Source organism: Pseudomonas sp. GW822-FHT06B12 (assembly GCF_058799675.1).
Window position 1 is genome coordinate 94,289 of record NZ_JBXALR010000012.1, and the last position, 18,960, is coordinate 113,248.

Here is an 18,960-nt window from a genome sequence, read left to right on the forward strand (position 1 = left end):
TCGATGATGCCTACCATCGCGTCGAGGTCAATAGAGCAGGTTCTCCTGGCGTAGTCGCGCGAAGCGTTCAAGCGCTGCGGCGTCGATCGCTTGCGCTGCGTCAGGTGCCACGCCGTCGCTGATCGCTTGCCACACGATTTGCGAGCCGATTGAGCCGCGGGTTGCCGCAAGATCTAACGTGCCCGGATAGAGCGCATGCAGTGTGGCGAGCAGCGCCAATCCCAGGCGCGCGACGGGACGTCCTTCAGGCACCGGGTCGCGAGTGATACTCACGCCATGACAGAGCTGACCGTGCCAGGTCGATTCGGTGGGCACGAAGTCGACCGGCTCGAAATGCGCGCCGACGTCGAGGGCATTCAGCGCGTGTGCGAGCCGGGTCGCGTCGATCCACGGCGCGCCGATCCACTCGAACGGATGCGCTGTGCCGCGTCCCACACTCAGATTCGCGCCCTCGAGCAAACCGACATCCGGGTAGAGGTCCAGCTGGGACAGTGTGCGCAGGTTTGGCGAGAGCGGCACCCAACCGAGACCGGTGTCGGCGAAGGTCATCGCGCGCCGGTAGCCCTGCATCGGCACAACACGCAGATCTGCGCCAATGTGCTTGTTGCGGTTGAACAGCCCCGCCAGCTCGCCGACCGTCATGCCGGGCTGCAGCGGCGCCGGGAAATAGCCGGTGAACGATTCGTGGCGGCTGTCCAGTACCGGTCCGCCGAATCGCTGCGCACCGAGCGGATCAGGCCGGTCCAGCACGAACAGCGGAATGCGCCGCGCCGCTGCGGCCTCGAGTGCGTAGCCAAGCGTCGTTTCGTAGGTGAAAAAGCGCACGCCGGCATCCTGAATGTCGAAGATCAGCGCATCCAGTCCAGAGAGCGAACCGGGCGGGAAGCGCCGTGCCGCGCCGTAGAGACTGTGTACGGTGAGGCCTGTCGCCGTGTCGAGGGTGTCGCCGACGCGCTCGTCCATATCGATATTCAGCCCATGTTCCGGCGAGAACAGCGCCGCCAGTTTGACGCCTGGCGCGTGCGCGAGTACGTCGACGGTGCGCCGGCCCTCGGCGTCGAAGCCGCTGCGATTGGTGATCAAGCCCACGCGCAGGCCTGCGAGCGGCGCAAACCGCTGTGCCTCGAGCACGTCAATGCCGGTCTGTACCGGGCCCGTCGAGGTCGGCAGGCGATCGGCGGCACTCAGTGCCGGCAACGTCGATGGCAGCCATTGACCGATTTGCGCGACGCTCGCAGGCGGGGCCCGGCTTGCCAGCAGCGCGAGCAACTGCGCACGCAGCGGGCGGGCGTCACCGCGGTCGTTCGGGTACACGCGGTTGGTCAGGATAACGATGAATTGGCGCGTCAGCGGATCGATCCACAGGCCCGTGCCGGTGTATCCGGTGTGGCCGATCATGCCAATCGGCGGCAAACGGTCATGGTTCGACGCGAACGGTGCGGCCAGGTCCCAGCCGAGTCCGCGCCACGGCGCCGTCGCGAGCGGCGAGGCGGCACTCGTGAGCGCGGCGATGCTCGCTGGCCGCAGAATCTGCAGGCCGCCAGCGCGCCCCTCGTTGAGCATCATTTGCGCGAAGCGGGCGAGGTCATCCGCGGTGGAAAACAACCCGGCGTTGCCGGAGACACCGCCCATCCATTCGGCTGTCGGATCGTGCACGCGGCCGCGGCGGATACCGGCCTTGTTCGCGAGTGTCGGCGCACTGCGGGCTGCTCGCCCGGGGTCCGGTAGAAAGACTGTGTCACGCATACCGAGCGGCCCGAAGATGTAAGCCTGGCAATACGCGTCGAGCGTGCGGTGCGTGATGCGCTCGACCAGTTCGCCAAGCACCACGAAATTCAGGTCACTGTAAATGACACGCTCACCTGGCACGCTACGTAGTCGTTGCGCCGCGATGGCGCTCAACACGCCTTCGCGGTCCGGATGCAGCGGTCGCACAGGCAGGTCTGGCAGCAGCCCGGAGGTGTGCGCCAGCAGATCACGCACCGTCACCGCGTCTTTGCCGAAGGCCGCAAAGGCCGGCCAATACTGTGCAACGCGTGCGTCCAGGTCGATGCGGCGCGCTTCGGCCAGTTGCATGATCGCTGTGGTGGTCGCGATGACTTTGGTCAGCGACGCGAGATCGAACTCGGTGCTCAGCGTCATCGGTTCGGGGTCAGGCGTTGTCGCGCGTAGCCCAAAGGCTTGGCGATAGAACACGTGCGTGGCGTCCCCGATCAGGACGACGGCCCCCGGAACGCGTCCGGCGGTGATCTGCCCCAGGGCGATCTGTGCGGCTTGCAGGCGCGCCGCCGCATCGAAGTCGGCGGCACCCGCGAACTGTGCCGCCACCATTGCAAGCAGCATCGCCCAGCGTTTCAGCACACCGATCAAGGGTGCGGCAAATCGGCGGCGTTGTAGTGATTGTGTGGATTCCATAACATCCATCCATCGGTGCCGGCTGCATCGGCGGCGTTGATCTGTGCACTGATCGCCGCAGCATCAAACAGGCGATGATCGAATGCATAGTCGCGAAAGGCCTGTAGCCACGGACGAAAACGCACACCCGACAGATGGGTGCGCTTCAGCGCCTCTGTCAGGGAGCGTCTGACGATTTGACCGGGATCGCTGACCGGGTTGGTCAAACCCGGCAGCCCCCAGGTAAAACCGGACGGGTAGAGCATCGGCGAAATATAGTCGAGCGGCTCGCCGAGCAATTCGATCTGCTGGCCGATCGCGGTATCGTCGAGATTCCAGCAGACATAGCCGAAGATGTCTGCGGAGACGAATACATTGTAGGGCGCCAGCCGTGTGCGCGCGGCCTGGAGGAAGCCGACGATAGCCGCGGTCCGGTTGTGCCGGGTGTTCTTGAGGGCAAAGTGCAGTCCGCTCTTGTCGGGAAAGCGCACATAGTCGAACTGAACTTCGTCGAAGCCCATCCGCGCCGCTTCCTCGGCGACATCGAGATTGTGCTGCCATACGTCCTGCGAAAACGGATCCATCCATTGCAGGCTCTCGCCATCGCGCCACGGCAGGCCTTCTGCGGTGTGCACGCTCCACTCCGGGTGCGCGTCGGCGAGTGGGTCGTCCTTGAACACCACGATACGCGCGATCAGGTACAGGTGTTGCGCATGCAAGCTGGCGAGCAGCGCCGGAAAGTCCTGAGCTTGCGGTGCGCGCTTGGTCACGCGGGCTGCAGCGCCGATCGCCTCGCGCGCCGCGCTGCGATACGGCGTCATGCCGCGATCACCCTTGACGTCGATCACCAATGCATTGATCTCGGTGCTTTCGGCAAGGCTGACGGCGTTGCTGCGCAGCGCCTTGCTGGTCACGCCGAACACCGACAGGTAGAGCGCTTTCGGGCGAAACGGGGTCAATGCGAGTGTCACGGGCGTATCGCCGGACACCTTGGCCTCGGTGCGCAGATACCCCGGCGCGCGGGTCGCAACGCTCTCGACCGGCTGAGCGATTTCGAATTGCCCGTGTTCGTCGGTGCGTATCACACCCGCCGATGTCGTGATGATCGCGTCGGCGAGCGGATTCTGTGTGCTTGAGTCGAGCACGACACCGGTGACGGCCAGGGCGCCTCGTTCGGTCAGCAGGGCCGTGACGGCGAGTAGCGTCGGGATCGCATAGCGCCTCATTGCGCGTGTGAAGGTCATCGTGCGCTCTCCGTAGCGGGTATCGCCGGGGTGTTCGGTTCGCCGAGCAGGTGCGCGAATGCGCTGGCGCCGTAGGCATCGGTCATCAGAAAACGCGGCAGCGCGAGCAGCCGTGCATGCCGGTCCGCCTTGTGCGCGTCCAGTGTGAAGGCCACGACGTAACCCTCGTCGGAGGCGAGTGCGATCAACTCGTCGTCGTAGATCCCGAACGGCCACGCGAGCATGTCGATATGCGTACCGGTTTGCGCCTCTAGACGTCGACGGGACTTGTCGAGTTGCATGCGGACAAATTGCTGGAAATCTGCCGGTGTACGGTGTCTGCGCTCGACCTTGAAATTGGGATGCCAGTACGTGTGCGACTGGATGTCAAAGAGCCCGGTCTGTTGCAGGCTACTCAATTGCTCCCAGGTCAGCGCATAGGACGCGTTCGAGATCGCCGATGGATAGATGAACAGCGTGACCGGAAAACGCTCGCGCAGCACGATGGGCAGCAGCTTTTCGTATACCGAACGATGCCCGTCGTCGACGGTGATCGCTACCGGCTTCTGCGGTAACGTCGCATTCGGATCCTGCAACCAATCGACCACTTCACGCAGCGGCACGATGTGGTAGTCATGCTCGTGCAGGACACGTAACTGGGTTTCGAAGGTGCTCATGCGCACGGTCATCGAGTCGTCCAGTGTCTGCGAAAAACGGTGATATACGAGGATCGTGACGCGCTGTTCGGCGCTCTGCGCAGCTGCGTCCGTGCCCAGGGCCAGCCCGCAGATGCACACCAACATGGCGCACACCAGAAGCCGAATCGAACCATTCATATAAGCAACCCACCGTACGGACGCTCAGAGGGATCCGGTCCGAACACCTGGATTAATCATAGTGCAGGGACTGTGTTGCCGATGGCGGTGACTTGATATAAATCAAGACCAGGGAGACTTCATGGGAGGACGCTGGATAGCACATTTCATACAAGCGCTAAACAACGGCACCCAATGAAATACCTGCTGTCGCGGTGATAGCCATCGCCAGCGCGCCCCACAGTGTCACCCGCCATGCCCCGATCAGAAGATTGGCGCCGCCTGCCTTGGCGGCAATGCCCCCTAAAGCGCCCAGAAAAACCAGCGACATGCCGGATATCCAGGCAATCACACTGTGCGTCGGCGCGAGGATGGTCACGCCTAGCGGCAATGCGGCGCCCACAATAAAGCTGACCGCTGAGGACATTGCCGCCTGCAGCGGTTTTGCGCTGAGCGCATCGGAAATGCCCAGCTCGTCGCGCGCATGTGAGCCCAGTGCATCGTGTGCCATGAGCTGCGTGGCGACTTGACTGGCCAGCTCGGGTTCAACACCGCGATCCACATAGATGGCCGCCAACTCCCGGTGCTCGGCAAGCGGCGCCATCTCAAGCTCTGTTTGTTCGCGCAAAAGATCAGCCCGTTCGGTATCGGCCTGAGAATGCACAGAGACGTATTCTCCCGCCGCCATCGACATCGCACCCGCCACCAGCCCGGCAACACCCGTGACGAGTAAGGTGCTGTGGGTGGCATTGGCGGCGGCGACGCCGATCAACAGACTGGCGGTCGATACAATGCCGTCGTTGGCGCCCAATACCGAGGCCCGAAGCCAGCCGATCCGCTCATGTTTATGGGATTCAGCGTGTCTGCGAAAGAACTTCATCGTTGAAACCTGCTCACTTGGGTGGATGGGCCGTTATCAGGGGCGCACTGGATACGTCTGCTGGTCGGTTGACAGTTCGTGCACCTTGCGCGATCAAAGACAAGCCGCACGGTGCTTCAAGCATGGCTATAATCGCGCCACGTTTCACTCTTATCACAACACCCGCCACCCAACGAGACTGCCATGACTATTTCTCTGTACGCTGCTTCCGTTCCAGTCTTCAAGCAAATGCTCAACGCGTTGAGCGATGTTCTGAACAAGGCCGAAGCCCACGCCACCGCAAAAAACATCGAGCCGAACGCTTTCCTGCAAGCGCGTCTATACCCGGACATGTTCCCGCTGGTACGCCAGGTGCAGATCGCCGTTGATTTCGCCAAAGGCGTTTCTGCCCGTCTGGCCGAAATCGAACTGCCGAAGTACGACGACACCGAAGTAACCTTCGCCGAACTGCAAGCACTGATTACCAAGGTGCTGTCCTTCATCGACGGTATCAAGCCTGAACAAATCAACGGCAAGGAAGGTATCGAGATCGTTACCCGTCCTGGCACCCCGAAAGAAAAACGCTTCAGTGGCCAGGCTTACCTGCTGACCTACGGCCTGCCGCAGTTCTTCTTCCACGTCACCACCGCCTACGCGATCCTGCGTCACAACGGTGTTGAAGTCGGCAAGCGCGATTACATGGGCGCGTTCTAAACCCGCCGGAAACGAAAAAGCCCGCCAAGGTGTGAACCTTGGCGGGCTTTTGTTTTTGCATTGTCCCGTCTATTGCCAAGATCGCAGCCTGCGGCAGCTCCTACACCGGAATCGTGTACCCCCTGTAGGAGCTGCCGAAGGCTGCGATCTTTTGATCTTCGCCTTCCTTACGCGAGACGCTGAGCCTTTTCGTCTTCACCCAAACACGCCGCCGCAGTAAACAGCACATCAGTGGAGGAGTTCAACGCGGTTTCCGCCGAGTCCTGCAGCACGCCGATGATGAAGCCGACAGCCACCACCTGCATGGCGATCTCGCTCGGAATGCCAAACAGGCTGCACGCCAGCGGAATCAACAGCAGCGAACCACCGGCCACACCCGAAGCACCGCAGGCGCAGATTGCCGCCACCACACTGAGCAGCACGGCAGTCGGGATGTCCACGGCAATCCCCAGGGTGTGCACGGCCGCCAGGGTCAGCACGGTGATAGTAATCGCCGCACCGGCCATGTTGATGGTCGCGCCCAGCGGGATCGATACCGAATAGGTGTCCTCATGCAGACCCAAACGCTTGCTCAGCTCCAGGTTGACTGGAATATTCGCCGCCGAACTGCGGGTGAAGAACGCGGTGATTCCGCTTTCCCGCAGGCAGGTCAGCACCAGCGGATAAGGGTTGCGGCGCAGTTTCCAGAACACGATGGCCGGGTTCATCACCAACGCCACGAACAGCATGCAGCCCAGCAGTACCGCCAGCAGGTGCAGGTAGCCGATCAGCGCGCCGAAGCCCGAGGTGGCCAGCGTGGAGGCGACCAGACCGAAGATCCCCAGCGGAGCAAAACGAATCACCAGACGCACGATCACGGTGACGCCGTTGGACAGATCACCCAGCACAGTGCGGGTCGTTTCTCCGGCATGACGGATGGCGACGCCCATGCCGATCGCCCAGGCCAGAATGCCGATGAAGTTGGCATTCATCAGTGCGCTGACCGGGTTGTCGACCACGCTCAGCAGCAGGCTTTGCAAGACCTCGGCGATTCCGCCGGGAGCGCTGATCGCCACGTCGTGGGTCGACAGCACCAGGTTTGAAGGGAACAGCGTGCTGGCCACCACCGCGACCACCGCTGCGGCAAAGGTGCCCAGCAGATACAGGAACAGAATCGGCTTGATGTGGGTTTCCTGGCCATGCTTGTGATTGGCAATCGAGGCCATCACCAGCACGAACACCAGAATCGGCGCGACGGCTTTCAGTGCCGAGACAAACACTTTGCCGATGAACGCGGTGGACTTTGCCACGTCAGGCGCGAACAGCGCCAAAGCAATACCGGCGATCAGGCCAATAACGATTTGCGTGACCAGGCTGGTGCGTTTGAGTCGTTGCAAAAGAGCAGGCGGAACAGCAGTCATAGCGGTATCTCTGATTTTTTTAAGGTGCTGTGAATCGAGAAACCCGGTCAGCAAAAAACGGGCAGGCTGACCGGGCAAGAGCACATTGCGTCATCAGCATCGGCGGGTGAGCAAGGTTGAATTTTTTTGCGGGCGCGGACTTTATCACAGCGTAGGCTTGATCCTTCAGGCCTGTGACGATCTGCCGCCCGAGTGTTTAAGCGGATAGGTCAGGTTCGTGCCGCGCTGTCGGGCACAGTCTGTTAAGCTTCGCCATCCTCTTTTTCATCTCCCCTCAGTGAGCCCTTGGGCTGTCGCTGGCGTTGTTGTTTTCTGGAGTTACCCATGCTGTTGCCCATCCTGTTGTTGTCAGCTGCCGGTTTCACCGTGCTGACCACAGAATTCATCATTGTCGGTCTGTTGCCGTCGATTGCTCGCGACCTCGACGTCAGCGTGTCCCAGGCGGGACTGCTGGTGACCTTGTTTGCGTTTACCGTCGCTGCTTTCGGACCGTTCCTGACCGCGTACTTCGCGCGCTTTGAGCGTCGGCGTCTGTTTATCAGCGTGCTGATCATGTTCGGGCTGGCGAACACCCTGGCGGCCATGGCACCGAACATTGGTGTGATGGCTGTGGCGCGGCTGATTCCGGCATTGGGGTTGCCAGTGTTCTGGGCGTTGGCCAGTGAAACGGCAGTGGATATCGTCGGGCCGGACTACGCCGGACGGGCGATTGCCAAGATCGGTTTCGGGATTGTCTGCGCGACCGTGTTCGGGATCCCCGTCGGTACGCTGATTTCCGATGCGTTCGGCTGGCGCACGGCTTTCGGCATTCTCGCGGTGATTGCCTTTGCCAAGGCGCTGCTGCTGTTTATCTATTTGCCGAAAACCAACTTGCACAACCAGCAGGTGAGCTTCCGTTCGCAGTTCAAGATTCTGCGCAGCCCGCTGATGCAAGGGCATGTGTTGTTGTCGATTCTGGTCTTCAGCGGGATGTTTACCGCTTATACCTACCTGGCCGACATCCTTGAGCGACTGGCCGGTTTCAACGGCACCGTGGTCGGCTGGTGCCTGATGGGCTTTGGCGCGGTCGGGCTGATCGGCAACTCGCTGGGTGGGCGCATGGTCGACCGCCATCCGCTGATCGCGTCGATGGTGTTCTGTGGCTTCATGATCGGCGGCATGGTGGCGCTGGTGCCGAGTATTCACTCGACGTTGGGATTGGCGGCGGCGATGGGCATCTGGGGCGTGACTCAGGCCGCATTGTTCCTGGTCAGCCATGTGCGCTTGATGAAAGCCGCTCCGCAGGCGCCGGCCTTTGCCGCGTCGCTGAATATCGCCGGGGCCAATCTGGGGATTGGCTTGGGCGCGATGGTCGGTGGGCACGTGATCGACACCTTGGGCCTCGGTAGCCTGGGGTTTGCGGCAGCCGGTTTTATCCTGGTGTCGATTGTATTGGCGCTGTTGTTGATGAAGGTCAAAGCCCCGGCTGTTTGCGCCTGAGGCATTAAAGAGCGGTAAACAACTCGCGTCGGGCACCTTCGGTAATGGCCACAATGCCAGGGTGCTTGACCTTGCGCTCCACCGAGATCGCGTAAAACGACTCGGTCACCGCGTCGGTTTGCCCGATCAACTCGACGCCGTATTGGCGTTTCACCTCCTCGGCAATCACGCTCGGACCGATGAAAATCCCGCTGCCGGATTGGCCAAACGCCTGCATCAGTGCGCTGTCATCGAATTCGCCAACTATGCGCGGCTGAATCTGCTGTTCGGCGAACCAGCGCTGTAAGCGATTGCGCACTACGGTTTCCTGCCCTGGAATCAGCAGTGGAGCGCCGTGCAGGCAGCGAGGGAAGTCTTTGCCATAGCGTTGTGCAAGCTCCTTCGTGGCGAAAAAGCTGATGCCGCATTCACCGAGCTTCTGGCTGTAGCCCTTGATGTCCAGGTGCGACGGCATCGGGCTGTCGGAGATCACCAGGTCCAGCCGCTGAATGGCCAGGTCGGCCAGCAAGCGTTCCAGTTTGTCCTCGCGGCAGGTAATGCGCAGCGGCTCACTCAATTCCATGGTCGGCGCAATCAGGCGATAGACGATGGATTTGGGTACCACATCGGCGACGCCCACCCGAAACAGAATCTGCTGTTCATTGGGTTGTGCCCGGAGCATGGCCTCCAGTTCGCCGCCCAACTGAAACATCTGCTCGGCGTAGGGCAGCGTCTGACGCCCGGCCTCGGTCAGCTCAAGTTGCCGGCCGACCCGCTGAAACAGCTCTATCCCGTAGGTTTGCTCCAGCAGGCTGATCTGTCCGCTGATGGTCTGTGGGGTCAGGTTCAGTTGCTCACAGGCACGCACGATGCTGCCGGTTTTGGCCACGACCCAGAAGTAATGCAATTGCCGATAATTGAGCATGTGCGCTGCCGATTCGTAAAAACCGAAGTATAGCTGCTAAAAATACGAATTTTCCTGAAGTGTTCGTCTCCTTAGAATGCCTCGCTATCGACGGGCCATTGCCTTGGCCAAGTCCGTTCTATCGAGGAAAGCATGATGAAACTCAATTCCCTGACCGCCGCTTCGTTGCTGGTCCTCTCTGCACTGGTGCTGACGGGCTGTGATCAAGCCGAGAAAAGCGCCCGGCAACTGATGGGTAAAGCCGCCGAAACCGCCAGGCAGGCGATCGACGATACGCATAAGGCGGCAGAACAAGCGCTAAACGATGCCACCTCGAACATCGTCGGCAACAAGGAAAAGCCGGCTCGCGATGACAGCGAGAAGAAAGAAAGTTCGTCGCAGGAAATCTAATTCGTTTACCACCGAGCCAGGACTGACCCATGGAATATCTTTTACAACTTGCTGCAAGCCCCACCGCCTGGGTCGCCCTGGCGACGTTGATCGTGATGGAAATCGTGCTGGGCATCGACAACCTGATCTTCATTTCGATTTTGACCAACAAACTGCCCGTGCAACACCGTGCCAAGGCACGCCGCATCGGTATCAGCATGGCCCTGGTTCTGCGTCTGGGCTTGCTGAGCACCATCGCGTTCATCGTGCAACTGACTGAGCCGGTGATTGAACTGTTCAATCATGCGTTCTCCTGGAAAGACATGATCCTGATCGCGGGCGGTCTGTTCCTGTTGTGGAAGGCAACCAGCGAAATCCATCACAGCATGAGCCCGTCGCCGGAGGACCCGAAGTCGCAAACGTCTGGCGTGACATTGGGCTTTGCCGCGGCGATCGGTCAGATCCTGATGCTCGATATGGTGTTTTCCATCGACAGCATCGTTACCGCTGTCGGCATGACCGAGCACTTGCCGATCATGATCATCGCGGTGCTGGTGTCGGTGCTGGTGATGTTGTTGGCCGCTGAACCTCTGGCCAGGTTCATCAACGACAACCCGACGGTGGTGATGCTGGCTCTGGGCTTCCTGATCATGATCGGCATGACCCTGATCGCCGAAGGCTTCGGCGCCCATGTCCCGAAAGGCTACGTCTATGCGGCCATGGCGTTCTCGGCAACGATTGAAAGCCTGAACATATTGTCGCGTCGGGTTCGGGAGAAACGGCTCGCTGCGCAAGCTGAAGCGTAAGCGGTAAGGTAAAAACACAACGGTCGTCTGCACTCGAAAGCGTGCAGGCGGCCGTTTTTTTGGGGGGAGGGGATTTCAACCGGATCGATCAGTGCGCCGTAGCGTGGTGTTGCGCAGGTTTCCCGGCTTTGGCGGGGGGCGCAGGTTGAACAGGCGTGTGATGGTGTCTGCGGGTAATGCGCAATACGCCCCACAGCATCGCGGCCGCTACGGCTAACCAGCCCCCGATCAGCATCAGGATTATCATCGTCAGGCTCATCCGTGCCTCCTCTTTACCCTGCTTCGAGCTCTTACTCTTTGTAAGGGGCAGTCTAGTCGCTGATGTGTTGCAGGCAATTGACCAATAGTCGTGAGTCACCAACCAGTTCGCTCTATCAGCTGCACGCAACTGCCGTTAAAGGCTATACCGCTGCTATGATCATAGTCGAAGCCGGGAGACCAATTGCCTGGCGCCTGAACAAGTGAGTGATGATGTCGCCGGTATTTTCCCGATCCCGCTTCGCCTTGCTGGCAGCGGCCTGCGTCTTGAGCCTGGCCGGTTGTGCCGGGAGCGTGCAACCTGAAATCCAGCGTCTGCCAGAGCGCGTCGAGCTCAGTGGTATGCCGTTTTACCGTGGCGAAGCCTACCAAAGCGGGCCGCAATCCCTGGCCAGCATGCTTTCCCAGCAAGGCATCGTGATTACTCCGGGTTTACTCGACAAGCCGTTGCATCTACCGGGCGCCGAGGCGCAGTTGCAGCAAAACATGCAGAACCTGGCGCGTGAATACGGGATGGTCGTGTATCCGCTGGACAGCAATCTGCCGGCGTTGTTGACCCAGGTCGCGGCGGGTTACCCGGTGCTGCTGCGCTTCAGTGAAGGCTCGGCATTCTGGAAAGAGCCGAGGTACGCCATTCTTGCCGGCTACAACCGTCACAAGCAGACAGTGCTGTTGCGTTCTGGAATGGATCGCCGCTTGTTGATGGACTTCAAGTCGTTTGAATCCGCTTTCCAGAACGCTGGTGGTTGGGCGGTGCTGATTCAGGCGCCGACCCAGATTCCGGCCAGGGTTGACCAGCAGCGCTGGCTCAAGGCCGCTGAAGATCTGGCACGGGTCGGACAGGAGCAGGCCGCAGCCAATGCGACCAAAGCGCTGACAGTCCTTAATCGAGCCGAATAAAAAACGGCGCCTTGAGGCGCCGTCATCGATAAAGGTCCCGACTCACGTCGCGGGCCTTTTTTCGTACGCTTATTTGCCGGTCTGCGCCATGCCGCTACCTTGACGATGTTGCAGGTTTTTCTCGGCTTTGTAGTGCAGGGCAACACTCGGCGCAGAAGTGCTCTTGCCGGTTTCAACCCATTGACGAATCCGTCCGGCGTCTGCGAAGTGGGTGTACTTGCCGAAAGCATCGAGAATCACCAGCGACACCGGGCGATTACCCATGCTCGTCACCAATACCAGGCAGTGGCCAGCCTGGTTGGTGAAGCCGGTCTTGGTCAGCTCGATGTCCCAGTTGGCTTTGTTGATCAGGTGGTCGGTGTTGTGAAAGCCCAAGGAGTAGTTGGGCCTACGGAACGTCACGGTTTTTTCCTTGGTGGTGCTCAGTTGACTCAGCATCGGGTACTTGCGTGCCGCCTGAAGCAATTTACTCAGGTCGCGGGCCGTGGAAACGTTGTTGACCGACAGGCCGGTCGGCTCGACGTAATGGGTGCTGGTCATGCCCAGCACCTTGGCCTTGGCGTTCATTGCGGCGATAAAGGCCGCGTAACCACCAGGGTAGTGGTGGGCCAGGCTCGCGGCGGCGCGATTTTCCGAGGACATGAGCGCAATCTGCAGCATTTCCCTGCGCGACAGTTCGCTATTGAGTTTGACTCGGGAGAACACGCCTTTCATTTCCGGGGTGTCGCTGATCGATACGGAAATGTACTCGTCCATGTTCTGCTTGGCGTCCAGCACGATCAGCCCGGTCATCAATTTGGTCACCGAGGCGATCGGCACGATCACGTCCGGGTTGCTGGCATAGATGACTTTGTTGGTTTGCAGATCGATCAGCATTGCGCTGCCGGAAGCGATGCGCAGATTTGAGGTGTCTCGGGGGGCTGCGATGGTTTCACGAGCATCGACGTTCGACGTGATGACACTGCCTGATAATGCAAAAAGAAGACTCAGGATGGAAAGACGGATTTTCACGCGAGTAGACTCGATAAATGTGGGTATACCGTTTTGCAACGGGCTGTTTCCAGAAAAGCGTTACATTTTATGAGCGTAGTTGAGGAACTGTCGAATGTTCTTCGGTGCGCAGATGAAACTCCCTGTTTTCGTCTAAAAAACGGGGGTTTACGACGAACTGACGTCGTCTGACGGTTCGGCTGAGACTCGGTGTGATGCCTTAAGCAAAGAACCCCGCCAAATGGCAGGGTTCCTTGTCTGGCTTCAGGGGAAATCTGCACTTAGCTGTGCAGGGTTTCCGCTGCGTACAAGGTGTTTTCCAGCAGGCAGGCGCGAGTCATCGGGCCGACACCGCCAGGTACTGGAGTAATCCAGCCGGCGCGGGGCAGGGCGGTTTCATAAACCACATCGCCTACCAGCTTGCCGTCTTCCTGGCGGTTGATGCCGACGTCGATGACGATGGCGCCTTCCTTGATCCACTCACCTTTAACCAGGCCAGGTTTGCCGGCGGCGACTACGACCAGATCGGCGCGACCGACGTGGCCGGCCAGATCCTTGGTGAAGCGGTGGGTCACGGTCACGGTGCAACCGGCCAGCAGCAATTCCATCGCCATCGGACGACCGACGATATTGGAAGCGCCGACGATCACTGCATCCATCCCGTAAAGATCGGCACCAGTGCTTTCCAGCAAGGTCATGATGCCTTTAGGGGTGCACGGACGCAGCAAAGGGATACGTTGTGCCAGGCGGCCGACGTTATAAGGATGGAAACCATCCACGTCTTTATCCGGACGAATGCGCTCCAGCAATTTGGAGGCGTCCAGGTGTTCAGGCAGAGGAAGCTGCAGCAGTACGCCGTCGATGTTCGGGTCGTCATTCAGACGGTCGATCAGCTCGGCCAGGGCTTGCTGGGTGGTATCGGAGGGTAGGTCATAGGCTTGGGAGAGGAAGCCGACCTCTTCACAGTCTTTACGCTTGTGCGAGACATAAACCTGAGAGGCGGGATCGCTGCCGACCAGGATCACCGCGAGGCCTGGCGTGCGCAGACCTTGCTGGCGACGCTCGGCGACACGTTTGGCGATCTGCTGGCGCAGGCTGGCGGCGATCGATTTGCCGTCGATTAGTTGTGCAGTCATTGCGCGTGATTAACCATCGAGAGGGGGAAGAAAAGAGAACGCATTCTCGCATGTCAGAACGTGAGGGCAAAGGCGCTTGGTCTGCAAATTCCCCTAAGCCCTTTAATTAAATGAATTTTTTTTAAAAAGGATTTGACGGTCTCCGGGGGGCTCTATACTATTCGTCGCACTTGTCGGGCACAGCCTAGCACTGGTTAGGAAGGTCAAGCGGAATTACGGTTCTGCAAGGCTGGAAAGCACTTAGTTTGTAGTCCTTCAAGGGTACAGCTAACAAGGCGCCCGTAGCTCAGCTGGATAGAGCATCCGCCTTCTAAGCGGATGGTCGCAGGTTCGAGTCCTGCCGGGTGCGCCATTAGGCAGCTTTGGCACAAGTAACGCGATATGGTGGGCGTAGCTCAGTTGGTAGAGCACGGGATTGTGACTCCCGTTGTCGAGGGTTCGATCCCCTTCGTCCACCCCATATTTAGAAAGGCGCCAGATTAATAATCTGGCGCCTTTGCTTTAAAAGCTTGATACGCGGATGTGGTGGAATTGGTAGACACACTGGATTTAGGTTCCAGCGCCGCGAGGCGTAAGAGTTCGAGTCTCTTCATCCGCACCAATTAAAGCTTCAGTCAGGCCGTTGGCTGGGTTGGAGTTCGGCAAAGAAGTTGTTTGGCTTTTTTGTTGCGCAATATGGTGGGCGTAGCTCAGTTGGTAGAGCACGGGATTGTGACTCCCGTTGTCGTGGGTTCGATCCCCATCGTCCACCCCATATTTCGAAAGGCGCCAGATTTAACAGTCTGGCGCCTTTTTTATTTCAGCGGTTTGTGTGTTCAGCGACTGCAGGTTCCGGGTCGCAAGGGTAGGGCGTTTCGTCGTATTCATGTTGCTCGATGATGCCGCATTGCCTGCCGACCTTGCTCGCAAGATCGGCTGCCAGGGATGTGATGGGCACTCCTTCTATATAGAAGGGTTGGCGCAGAGCCCTGGTGTGATTGACTGTATTAGCCTCCGGGGCGAGGTGCATTCGTGCATTCGCACCTATAAATTGCCTGCTGCGTTTTTACCCGTTTTCAGTAGGGTGACTTCTTGAGTTTGACCCACTAGAATGCATGCCCTTGATTCTGGGGTCGGAAACGGCCGGCTAACGTCTGTGCAACGAGGAATATCCATGCAAGTTTCTGTTGAAAATACTTCTGCTCTTGAGCGCCGCATGAGCATCACCGTGCCAGCTGAGCGCATTGAGACTCAAGTCAACAAGCGTCTGCAGCAGACTGCCCAAAAGGCCAAAATTGCAGGCTTCCGTCCTGGCAAAGTGCCAATGAGCGTGATCCGTCAGCGTTATGAAGCTGATGCGCGTCAGGAAGCTGTAGGCGATGTGATCCAGGCTTCTTTCTACGAAGCTATTGTCGAGCAAAAGCTGAACCCGGCTGGCGCTCCTTCGGTAGAGCCTAAAGTCCTGGAGAAGGGCAAGGATCTGGAATTCGTTGCAACGTTCGAAGTGTTCCCTGAGTTCACCGTTGCCGGTTTCGAATCCATCGCTGTCGAGCGCCTGAGCGCTGACGTGGCGGACGCCGATCTGGACAAAATGCTGGAAATCCTGCGCAAGCAGAACGTTCGTTTTGAAATTGCCGATCGCGCAGCTCAGAACGAAGACCAACTGAACATCGATTTCGTTGGCAAGGTTGACGGTGAAGTGTTCGCCGGTGGTTCCGCCAAGGGTACTCAGCTGGTTCTGGGTTCCGGCCGCATGATCCCTGGCTTCGAAGAAGGCCTGGTTGGCGCTAAAGCGGGCGAAGAGCGCGTTCTGAACCTGACCTTCCCTGAGAACTATCAGAACCTGGACCTGGCTAACAAAGCAGCCGAGTTCACCGTCACTGTTAACACTGTTTCCGAGCCGAAACTGCCTGAATTGACTGAAGAATTCTTCGCTCAGTTCGGTATCAAAGAGTCTGGCATCGACGGTTTCCGTACCGAAGTTCGTAAGAACATGGAGCGCGAGCTGCGTCAGGCGATCAAATCCAAGGTCAAGAATCAGGTAATGGACGGTCTGCTGGCCGCCAACCCGATCGAAGTGCCAAAGGCTCTGCTGTCCAACGAGGTTGATCGTCTGCGCGTTCAGGCTGTTCAGCAGTTCGGTGGCAACATCAAGCCTGATCAACTGCCGGCCGAGCTGTTCGAAGAACAAGCCAAGCGTCGCGTTGTGCTGGGTCTGGTAGTGGCTGAAGTGGTCAAGCAATACGACCTCAAGCCTGACGAAACCCGCGTTCGCGAGCTGATTCAGGAAATGGCTTCGGCTTATCAGGAGCCTGAGCAAGTCGTGTCCTGGTACTACAAGAACGACCAGCAACTGAACGAAGTCCGTTCGGTTGTGCTGGAAGAGCAAGTTGTGGATACTGTTCTGCAGAAAGCTAGCGTGACCGATAAATCGGTCTCTTACGAAGAAGCGGTCAAGCCGGTAGAAGCTCCACAAGCCGACTGATTGTTTTTGCGTTAGAAGCACACACCATAAGCCAGCTTTCGAGCTGGCTTATGCGTATTCAAGACATAACTATTTGGGAGTGACTGCAGAGCATGTTCCGTAATTCGTATATTCAGCAGAACTCTGATATCCAGGCCGCAGGCGGCCTGGTCCCGATGGTTGTCGAGCAATCCGCTCGTGGCGAGCGCGCCTACGACATTTACTCGCGCCTTCTCAAGGAGCGAGTGATCTTTCTGGTTGGCCCGGTAGAGGACTACATGGCCAATCTGATTTGTGCGCAACTGCTATTCCTTGAAGCGGAAAACCCGGACAAGGACATCCATCTCTATATCAACTCCCCGGGCGGTTCGGTGACGGCGGGCATGTCAATTTATGACACCATGCAGTTCATCAAGCCAAACGTGTCGACCACCTGTATCGGTCAGGCCTGCAGCATGGGCGCATTCCTGTTGACCGCCGGTGCTCCAGGCAAACGTTACTGCTTGCCGAACTCGCGTGTGATGATTCACCAGCCACTGGGCGGTTTCCAGGGGCAGGCGTCGGATATCGAAATCCATGCCAAGGAAATCCTCTTCATCCGTGAGCGTCTCAACACGTTGATGGCCAAGCATAGCGGGCGCACTCTTGAAGAAATCGAGCGCGATACCAACCGCGATAATTTCATGAGTGCAGATGCCGCGCGTGAATACGGGTTGATCGATGAAGTGATCACTCAGCGCCCCGCTTAAAATAAGCAGCTCAAAATAGGGTTGGTCGGCTGGTCTGATCACCGGCGGGCTTGAAAAAGCCCGCAATAGCCTTCATCTTGTGTTGCAAGCCTATCGGATTTGGATCGAACGAATGACTGACACCCGCAACGGCGAGGACAACGGCAAGCTGCTCTATTGCTCCTTCTGTGGCAAAAGCCAGCATGAAGTGCGCAAATTGATTGCCGGCCCCTCGGTCTTTATCTGCGACGAGTGCGTCGACCTGTGCAATGACATCATCCGCGAGGAGGTGCAGGAAGCACAGGCCGAAAGCAGCGCGCATAAATTGCCTTCGCCTAAAGAAATCAGCGGCATCCTTGATCAGTACGTGATTGGTCAGGAACGTGCAAAAAAAGTTTTGGCCGTAGCGGTGTACAACCACTACAAACGCCTCAACCAGCGTGACAAAAAGACTGACGACGTCGAGCTCGGCAAAAGCAACATCTTGCTGATCGGCCCTACAGGCTCGGGTAAAACCCTGCTTGCTGAAACACTGGCCCGTTTGCTGAATGTGCCTTTCACTATCGCTGACGCAACCACCCTCACCGAGGCGGGTTACGTGGGTGAAGATGTTGAGAACATCATTCAGAAACTGTTGCAGAAGTGCGATTACGACGTAGAAAAGGCTCAAATGGGCATCGTCTACATCGATGAAATCGACAAGATTTCGCGCAAGTCTGACAACCCGTCCATCACTCGGGATGTTTCCGGTGAAGGCGTGCAGCAGGCCCTGCTCAAGTTGATCGAGGGCACGGTCGCTTCCGTTCCGCCTCAAGGTGGTCGCAAGCACCCGCAGCAGGAATTCCTTCAGGTCGACACCCGTAACATCCTGTTTATCTGCGGCGGTGCGTTCTCCGGCCTGGAAAAGGTTATTCAAAACCGCTCCACCCGCGGCGGCATTGGTTTCAGCGCAGAAGTTCGCAGCAAGGAAGAAGGCAAGAAGGTGGGTGAATCCCTGCGTGAAGTCGAGCCTGACGATCTGGTCAAGTTCGGTCTGATCCCGGAATTCGTCGGTCGTCTGCCGGTTCTTGCGACGCTGGACGAGCTCGACGAGGCTGCGCTCATGCAGATCCTCACCGAGCCGAAAAACGCTCTGACCAAACAGTATGCCAAGCTGTTCGAGATGGAAGGCGTAGACCTGGAGTTCCGGGCCGACGCACTGAAATCGGTCGCCAAGCGCGCACTGGAACGTAAAACCGGTGCTCGTGGATTGCGCTCGATCCTCGAAGGTGTACTGCTCGACACCATGTATGAAATCCCCTCGCAGTCCGAGGTGAGTAAAGTAGTGATCGATGAAAGCGTTATAGAAGGCAAGTCCAAGCCACTGTATATCTACGAAAACAGTGAGCCGGCTGCCAAGGCAGCGCCAGACGCGTAAGCGTCGCACTGCTGGATTAAAGAAGGGGCCTTCGGGCCCCTTTGCTTTTGTAGGAGCTGCCGCAGGTTCGGGCTGCGTTCGGACGATCTTTACTGCGGTTTTTTAATCAGCTTGTTTTTTTTGAA

16 protein-coding genes and 4 tRNA genes are annotated in these 18,960 nt (G+C 58.5%); 12 read left to right on the forward strand and 8 right to left on the reverse strand.

Going from position 1 to position 18,960, the window contains the following annotated elements:
* Positions 1–27 precede the first annotated feature (27 nt).
* From AC1RKH_RS23335 to AC1RKH_RS23350, 4 genes are all read right to left on the reverse strand, one after another.
* On the reverse strand, positions 28–2,415 hold the full coding sequence (locus AC1RKH_RS23335; RefSeq protein WP_493063803.1) for an exo-beta-N-acetylmuramidase NamZ domain-containing protein: 2,388 nt from the start codon (positions 2,413–2,415) through the stop codon (positions 28–30).
* On the reverse strand, positions 2,367–3,638 hold the full coding sequence (locus tag AC1RKH_RS23340) for a putative glycoside hydrolase (RefSeq protein WP_493063802.1): 1,272 nt from the start codon (positions 3,636–3,638) through the stop codon (positions 2,367–2,369). The genes AC1RKH_RS23335 and AC1RKH_RS23340 overlap by 49 nt, the downstream gene beginning before the upstream one ends.
* A complete protein-coding gene (locus AC1RKH_RS23345; RefSeq protein WP_493063801.1) occupies positions 3,635–4,453 on the reverse strand; it encodes a polysaccharide deacetylase family protein in 819 nt (272 codons plus the stop codon). The genes AC1RKH_RS23340 and AC1RKH_RS23345 overlap by 4 nt, the downstream gene beginning before the upstream one ends.
* A 157-nt stretch (positions 4,454–4,610) precedes the next feature.
* Complete coding sequence (locus tag AC1RKH_RS23350) at positions 4,611–5,312, reverse strand: VIT1/CCC1 transporter family protein (RefSeq protein ID WP_493063800.1); 702 nt, start codon at positions 5,310–5,312, stop codon at positions 4,611–4,613.
* A gap of 183 nt (positions 5,313–5,495) precedes the next feature.
* Here AC1RKH_RS23350 and AC1RKH_RS23355 point away from each other — a divergent pair, with 183 nt between their 5' ends.
* Positions 5,496–6,005, forward strand: coding sequence for a DUF1993 domain-containing protein (locus AC1RKH_RS23355; protein WP_493063799.1), 510 nt, complete (start codon positions 5,496–5,498; stop codon positions 6,003–6,005).
* 167 nt (positions 6,006–6,172) lie between these two features.
* On the opposite strand, the gene sstT is transcribed toward AC1RKH_RS23355, so the two are convergent.
* Positions 6,173–7,405, reverse strand: coding sequence for a serine/threonine transporter SstT (sstT, locus tag AC1RKH_RS23360; protein ID WP_493063798.1), 1,233 nt, complete (start codon positions 7,403–7,405; stop codon positions 6,173–6,175).
* 324 nt (positions 7,406–7,729) lie between these two features.
* Here sstT and AC1RKH_RS23365 point away from each other — a divergent pair, with 324 nt between their 5' ends.
* Positions 7,730–8,884, forward strand: coding sequence for an MFS transporter (locus AC1RKH_RS23365; RefSeq protein ID WP_071554627.1), 1,155 nt, complete (start codon positions 7,730–7,732; stop codon positions 8,882–8,884).
* 4 nt (positions 8,885–8,888) lie between these two features.
* On the opposite strand, the gene nhaR is transcribed toward AC1RKH_RS23365, so the two are convergent.
* Positions 8,889–9,788: a transcriptional activator NhaR gene (gene nhaR, locus AC1RKH_RS23370; protein WP_493063797.1), complete on the reverse strand. Its 900-nt coding sequence runs from the start codon at positions 9,786–9,788 to the stop codon at positions 8,889–8,891.
* A 135-nt stretch (positions 9,789–9,923) separates the two neighbouring features.
* Between nhaR and AC1RKH_RS23375 the strand changes: the two genes are divergently transcribed.
* The 3 genes from AC1RKH_RS23375 (at position 9,924) to AC1RKH_RS23385 (ending at position 12,121) form a co-directional block, all read left to right on the forward strand.
* On the forward strand, positions 9,924–10,178 hold the full coding sequence (locus tag AC1RKH_RS23375) for a hypothetical protein (RefSeq protein ID WP_493063796.1): 255 nt from the start codon (positions 9,924–9,926) through the stop codon (positions 10,176–10,178).
* Positions 10,179–10,207: 29 nt separating this feature from the next.
* Entirely contained in the window at positions 10,208–10,963 is a 756-nt protein-coding gene (locus AC1RKH_RS23380) for a TerC family protein (RefSeq protein WP_493063795.1), read from the forward strand.
* Between the two features lie 468 nt (positions 10,964–11,431).
* Entirely contained in the window at positions 11,432–12,121 is a 690-nt protein-coding gene (locus AC1RKH_RS23385; protein ID WP_493063794.1) for a peptidase C39 family protein, read from the forward strand.
* Positions 12,122–12,190: 69 nt separating this feature from the next.
* On the opposite strand, the gene pbpG is transcribed toward AC1RKH_RS23385, so the two are convergent.
* Entirely contained in the window at positions 12,191–13,132 is a 942-nt protein-coding gene (gene pbpG, locus AC1RKH_RS23390; RefSeq protein ID WP_493063793.1) for a D-alanyl-D-alanine endopeptidase, read from the reverse strand.
* Between the two features lie 260 nt (positions 13,133–13,392).
* Positions 13,393–14,247, reverse strand: a complete 855-nt coding sequence (folD, locus tag AC1RKH_RS23395; RefSeq protein ID WP_493063792.1) for a bifunctional methylenetetrahydrofolate dehydrogenase/methenyltetrahydrofolate cyclohydrolase FolD — start codon at positions 14,245–14,247, stop codon at positions 13,393–13,395.
* A 275-nt stretch (positions 14,248–14,522) separates the two neighbouring features.
* Between folD and AC1RKH_RS23400 the strand changes: the two genes are divergently transcribed.
* The 7 genes from AC1RKH_RS23400 (at position 14,523) to clpX (ending at position 18,835) form a co-directional block, all read left to right on the forward strand.
* Positions 14,523–14,599: transfer RNA gene (locus AC1RKH_RS23400), tRNA-Arg, on the forward strand.
* Positions 14,600–14,631: 32 nt separating this feature from the next.
* Positions 14,632–14,707: transfer RNA gene (locus AC1RKH_RS23405), tRNA-His, on the forward strand.
* Positions 14,708–14,763: 56 nt separating this feature from the next.
* Positions 14,764–14,848, forward strand: a tRNA-Leu gene (locus AC1RKH_RS23410).
* A gap of 77 nt (positions 14,849–14,925) precedes the next feature.
* Positions 14,926–15,001: transfer RNA gene (locus tag AC1RKH_RS23415), tRNA-His, on the forward strand.
* 399 nt (positions 15,002–15,400) lie between these two features.
* Complete coding sequence (gene tig, locus AC1RKH_RS23420; protein ID WP_103316154.1) at positions 15,401–16,711, forward strand: trigger factor; 1,311 nt, start codon at positions 15,401–15,403, stop codon at positions 16,709–16,711.
* A 92-nt stretch (positions 16,712–16,803) separates the two neighbouring features.
* Positions 16,804–17,439: an ATP-dependent Clp endopeptidase proteolytic subunit ClpP gene (gene clpP, locus AC1RKH_RS23425; RefSeq protein ID WP_090456702.1), complete on the forward strand. Its 636-nt coding sequence runs from the start codon at positions 16,804–16,806 to the stop codon at positions 17,437–17,439.
* A 112-nt stretch (positions 17,440–17,551) separates the two neighbouring features.
* Positions 17,552–18,835 carry an ATP-dependent Clp protease ATP-binding subunit ClpX gene (gene clpX, locus AC1RKH_RS23430; RefSeq protein WP_493063791.1) on the forward strand — a complete coding sequence of 428 codons (1,284 nt, stop codon included), beginning with the start codon at positions 17,552–17,554 and terminating at the stop codon, positions 18,833–18,835.
* The last annotated feature ends 125 nt before the right edge of the window (positions 18,836–18,960 follow it).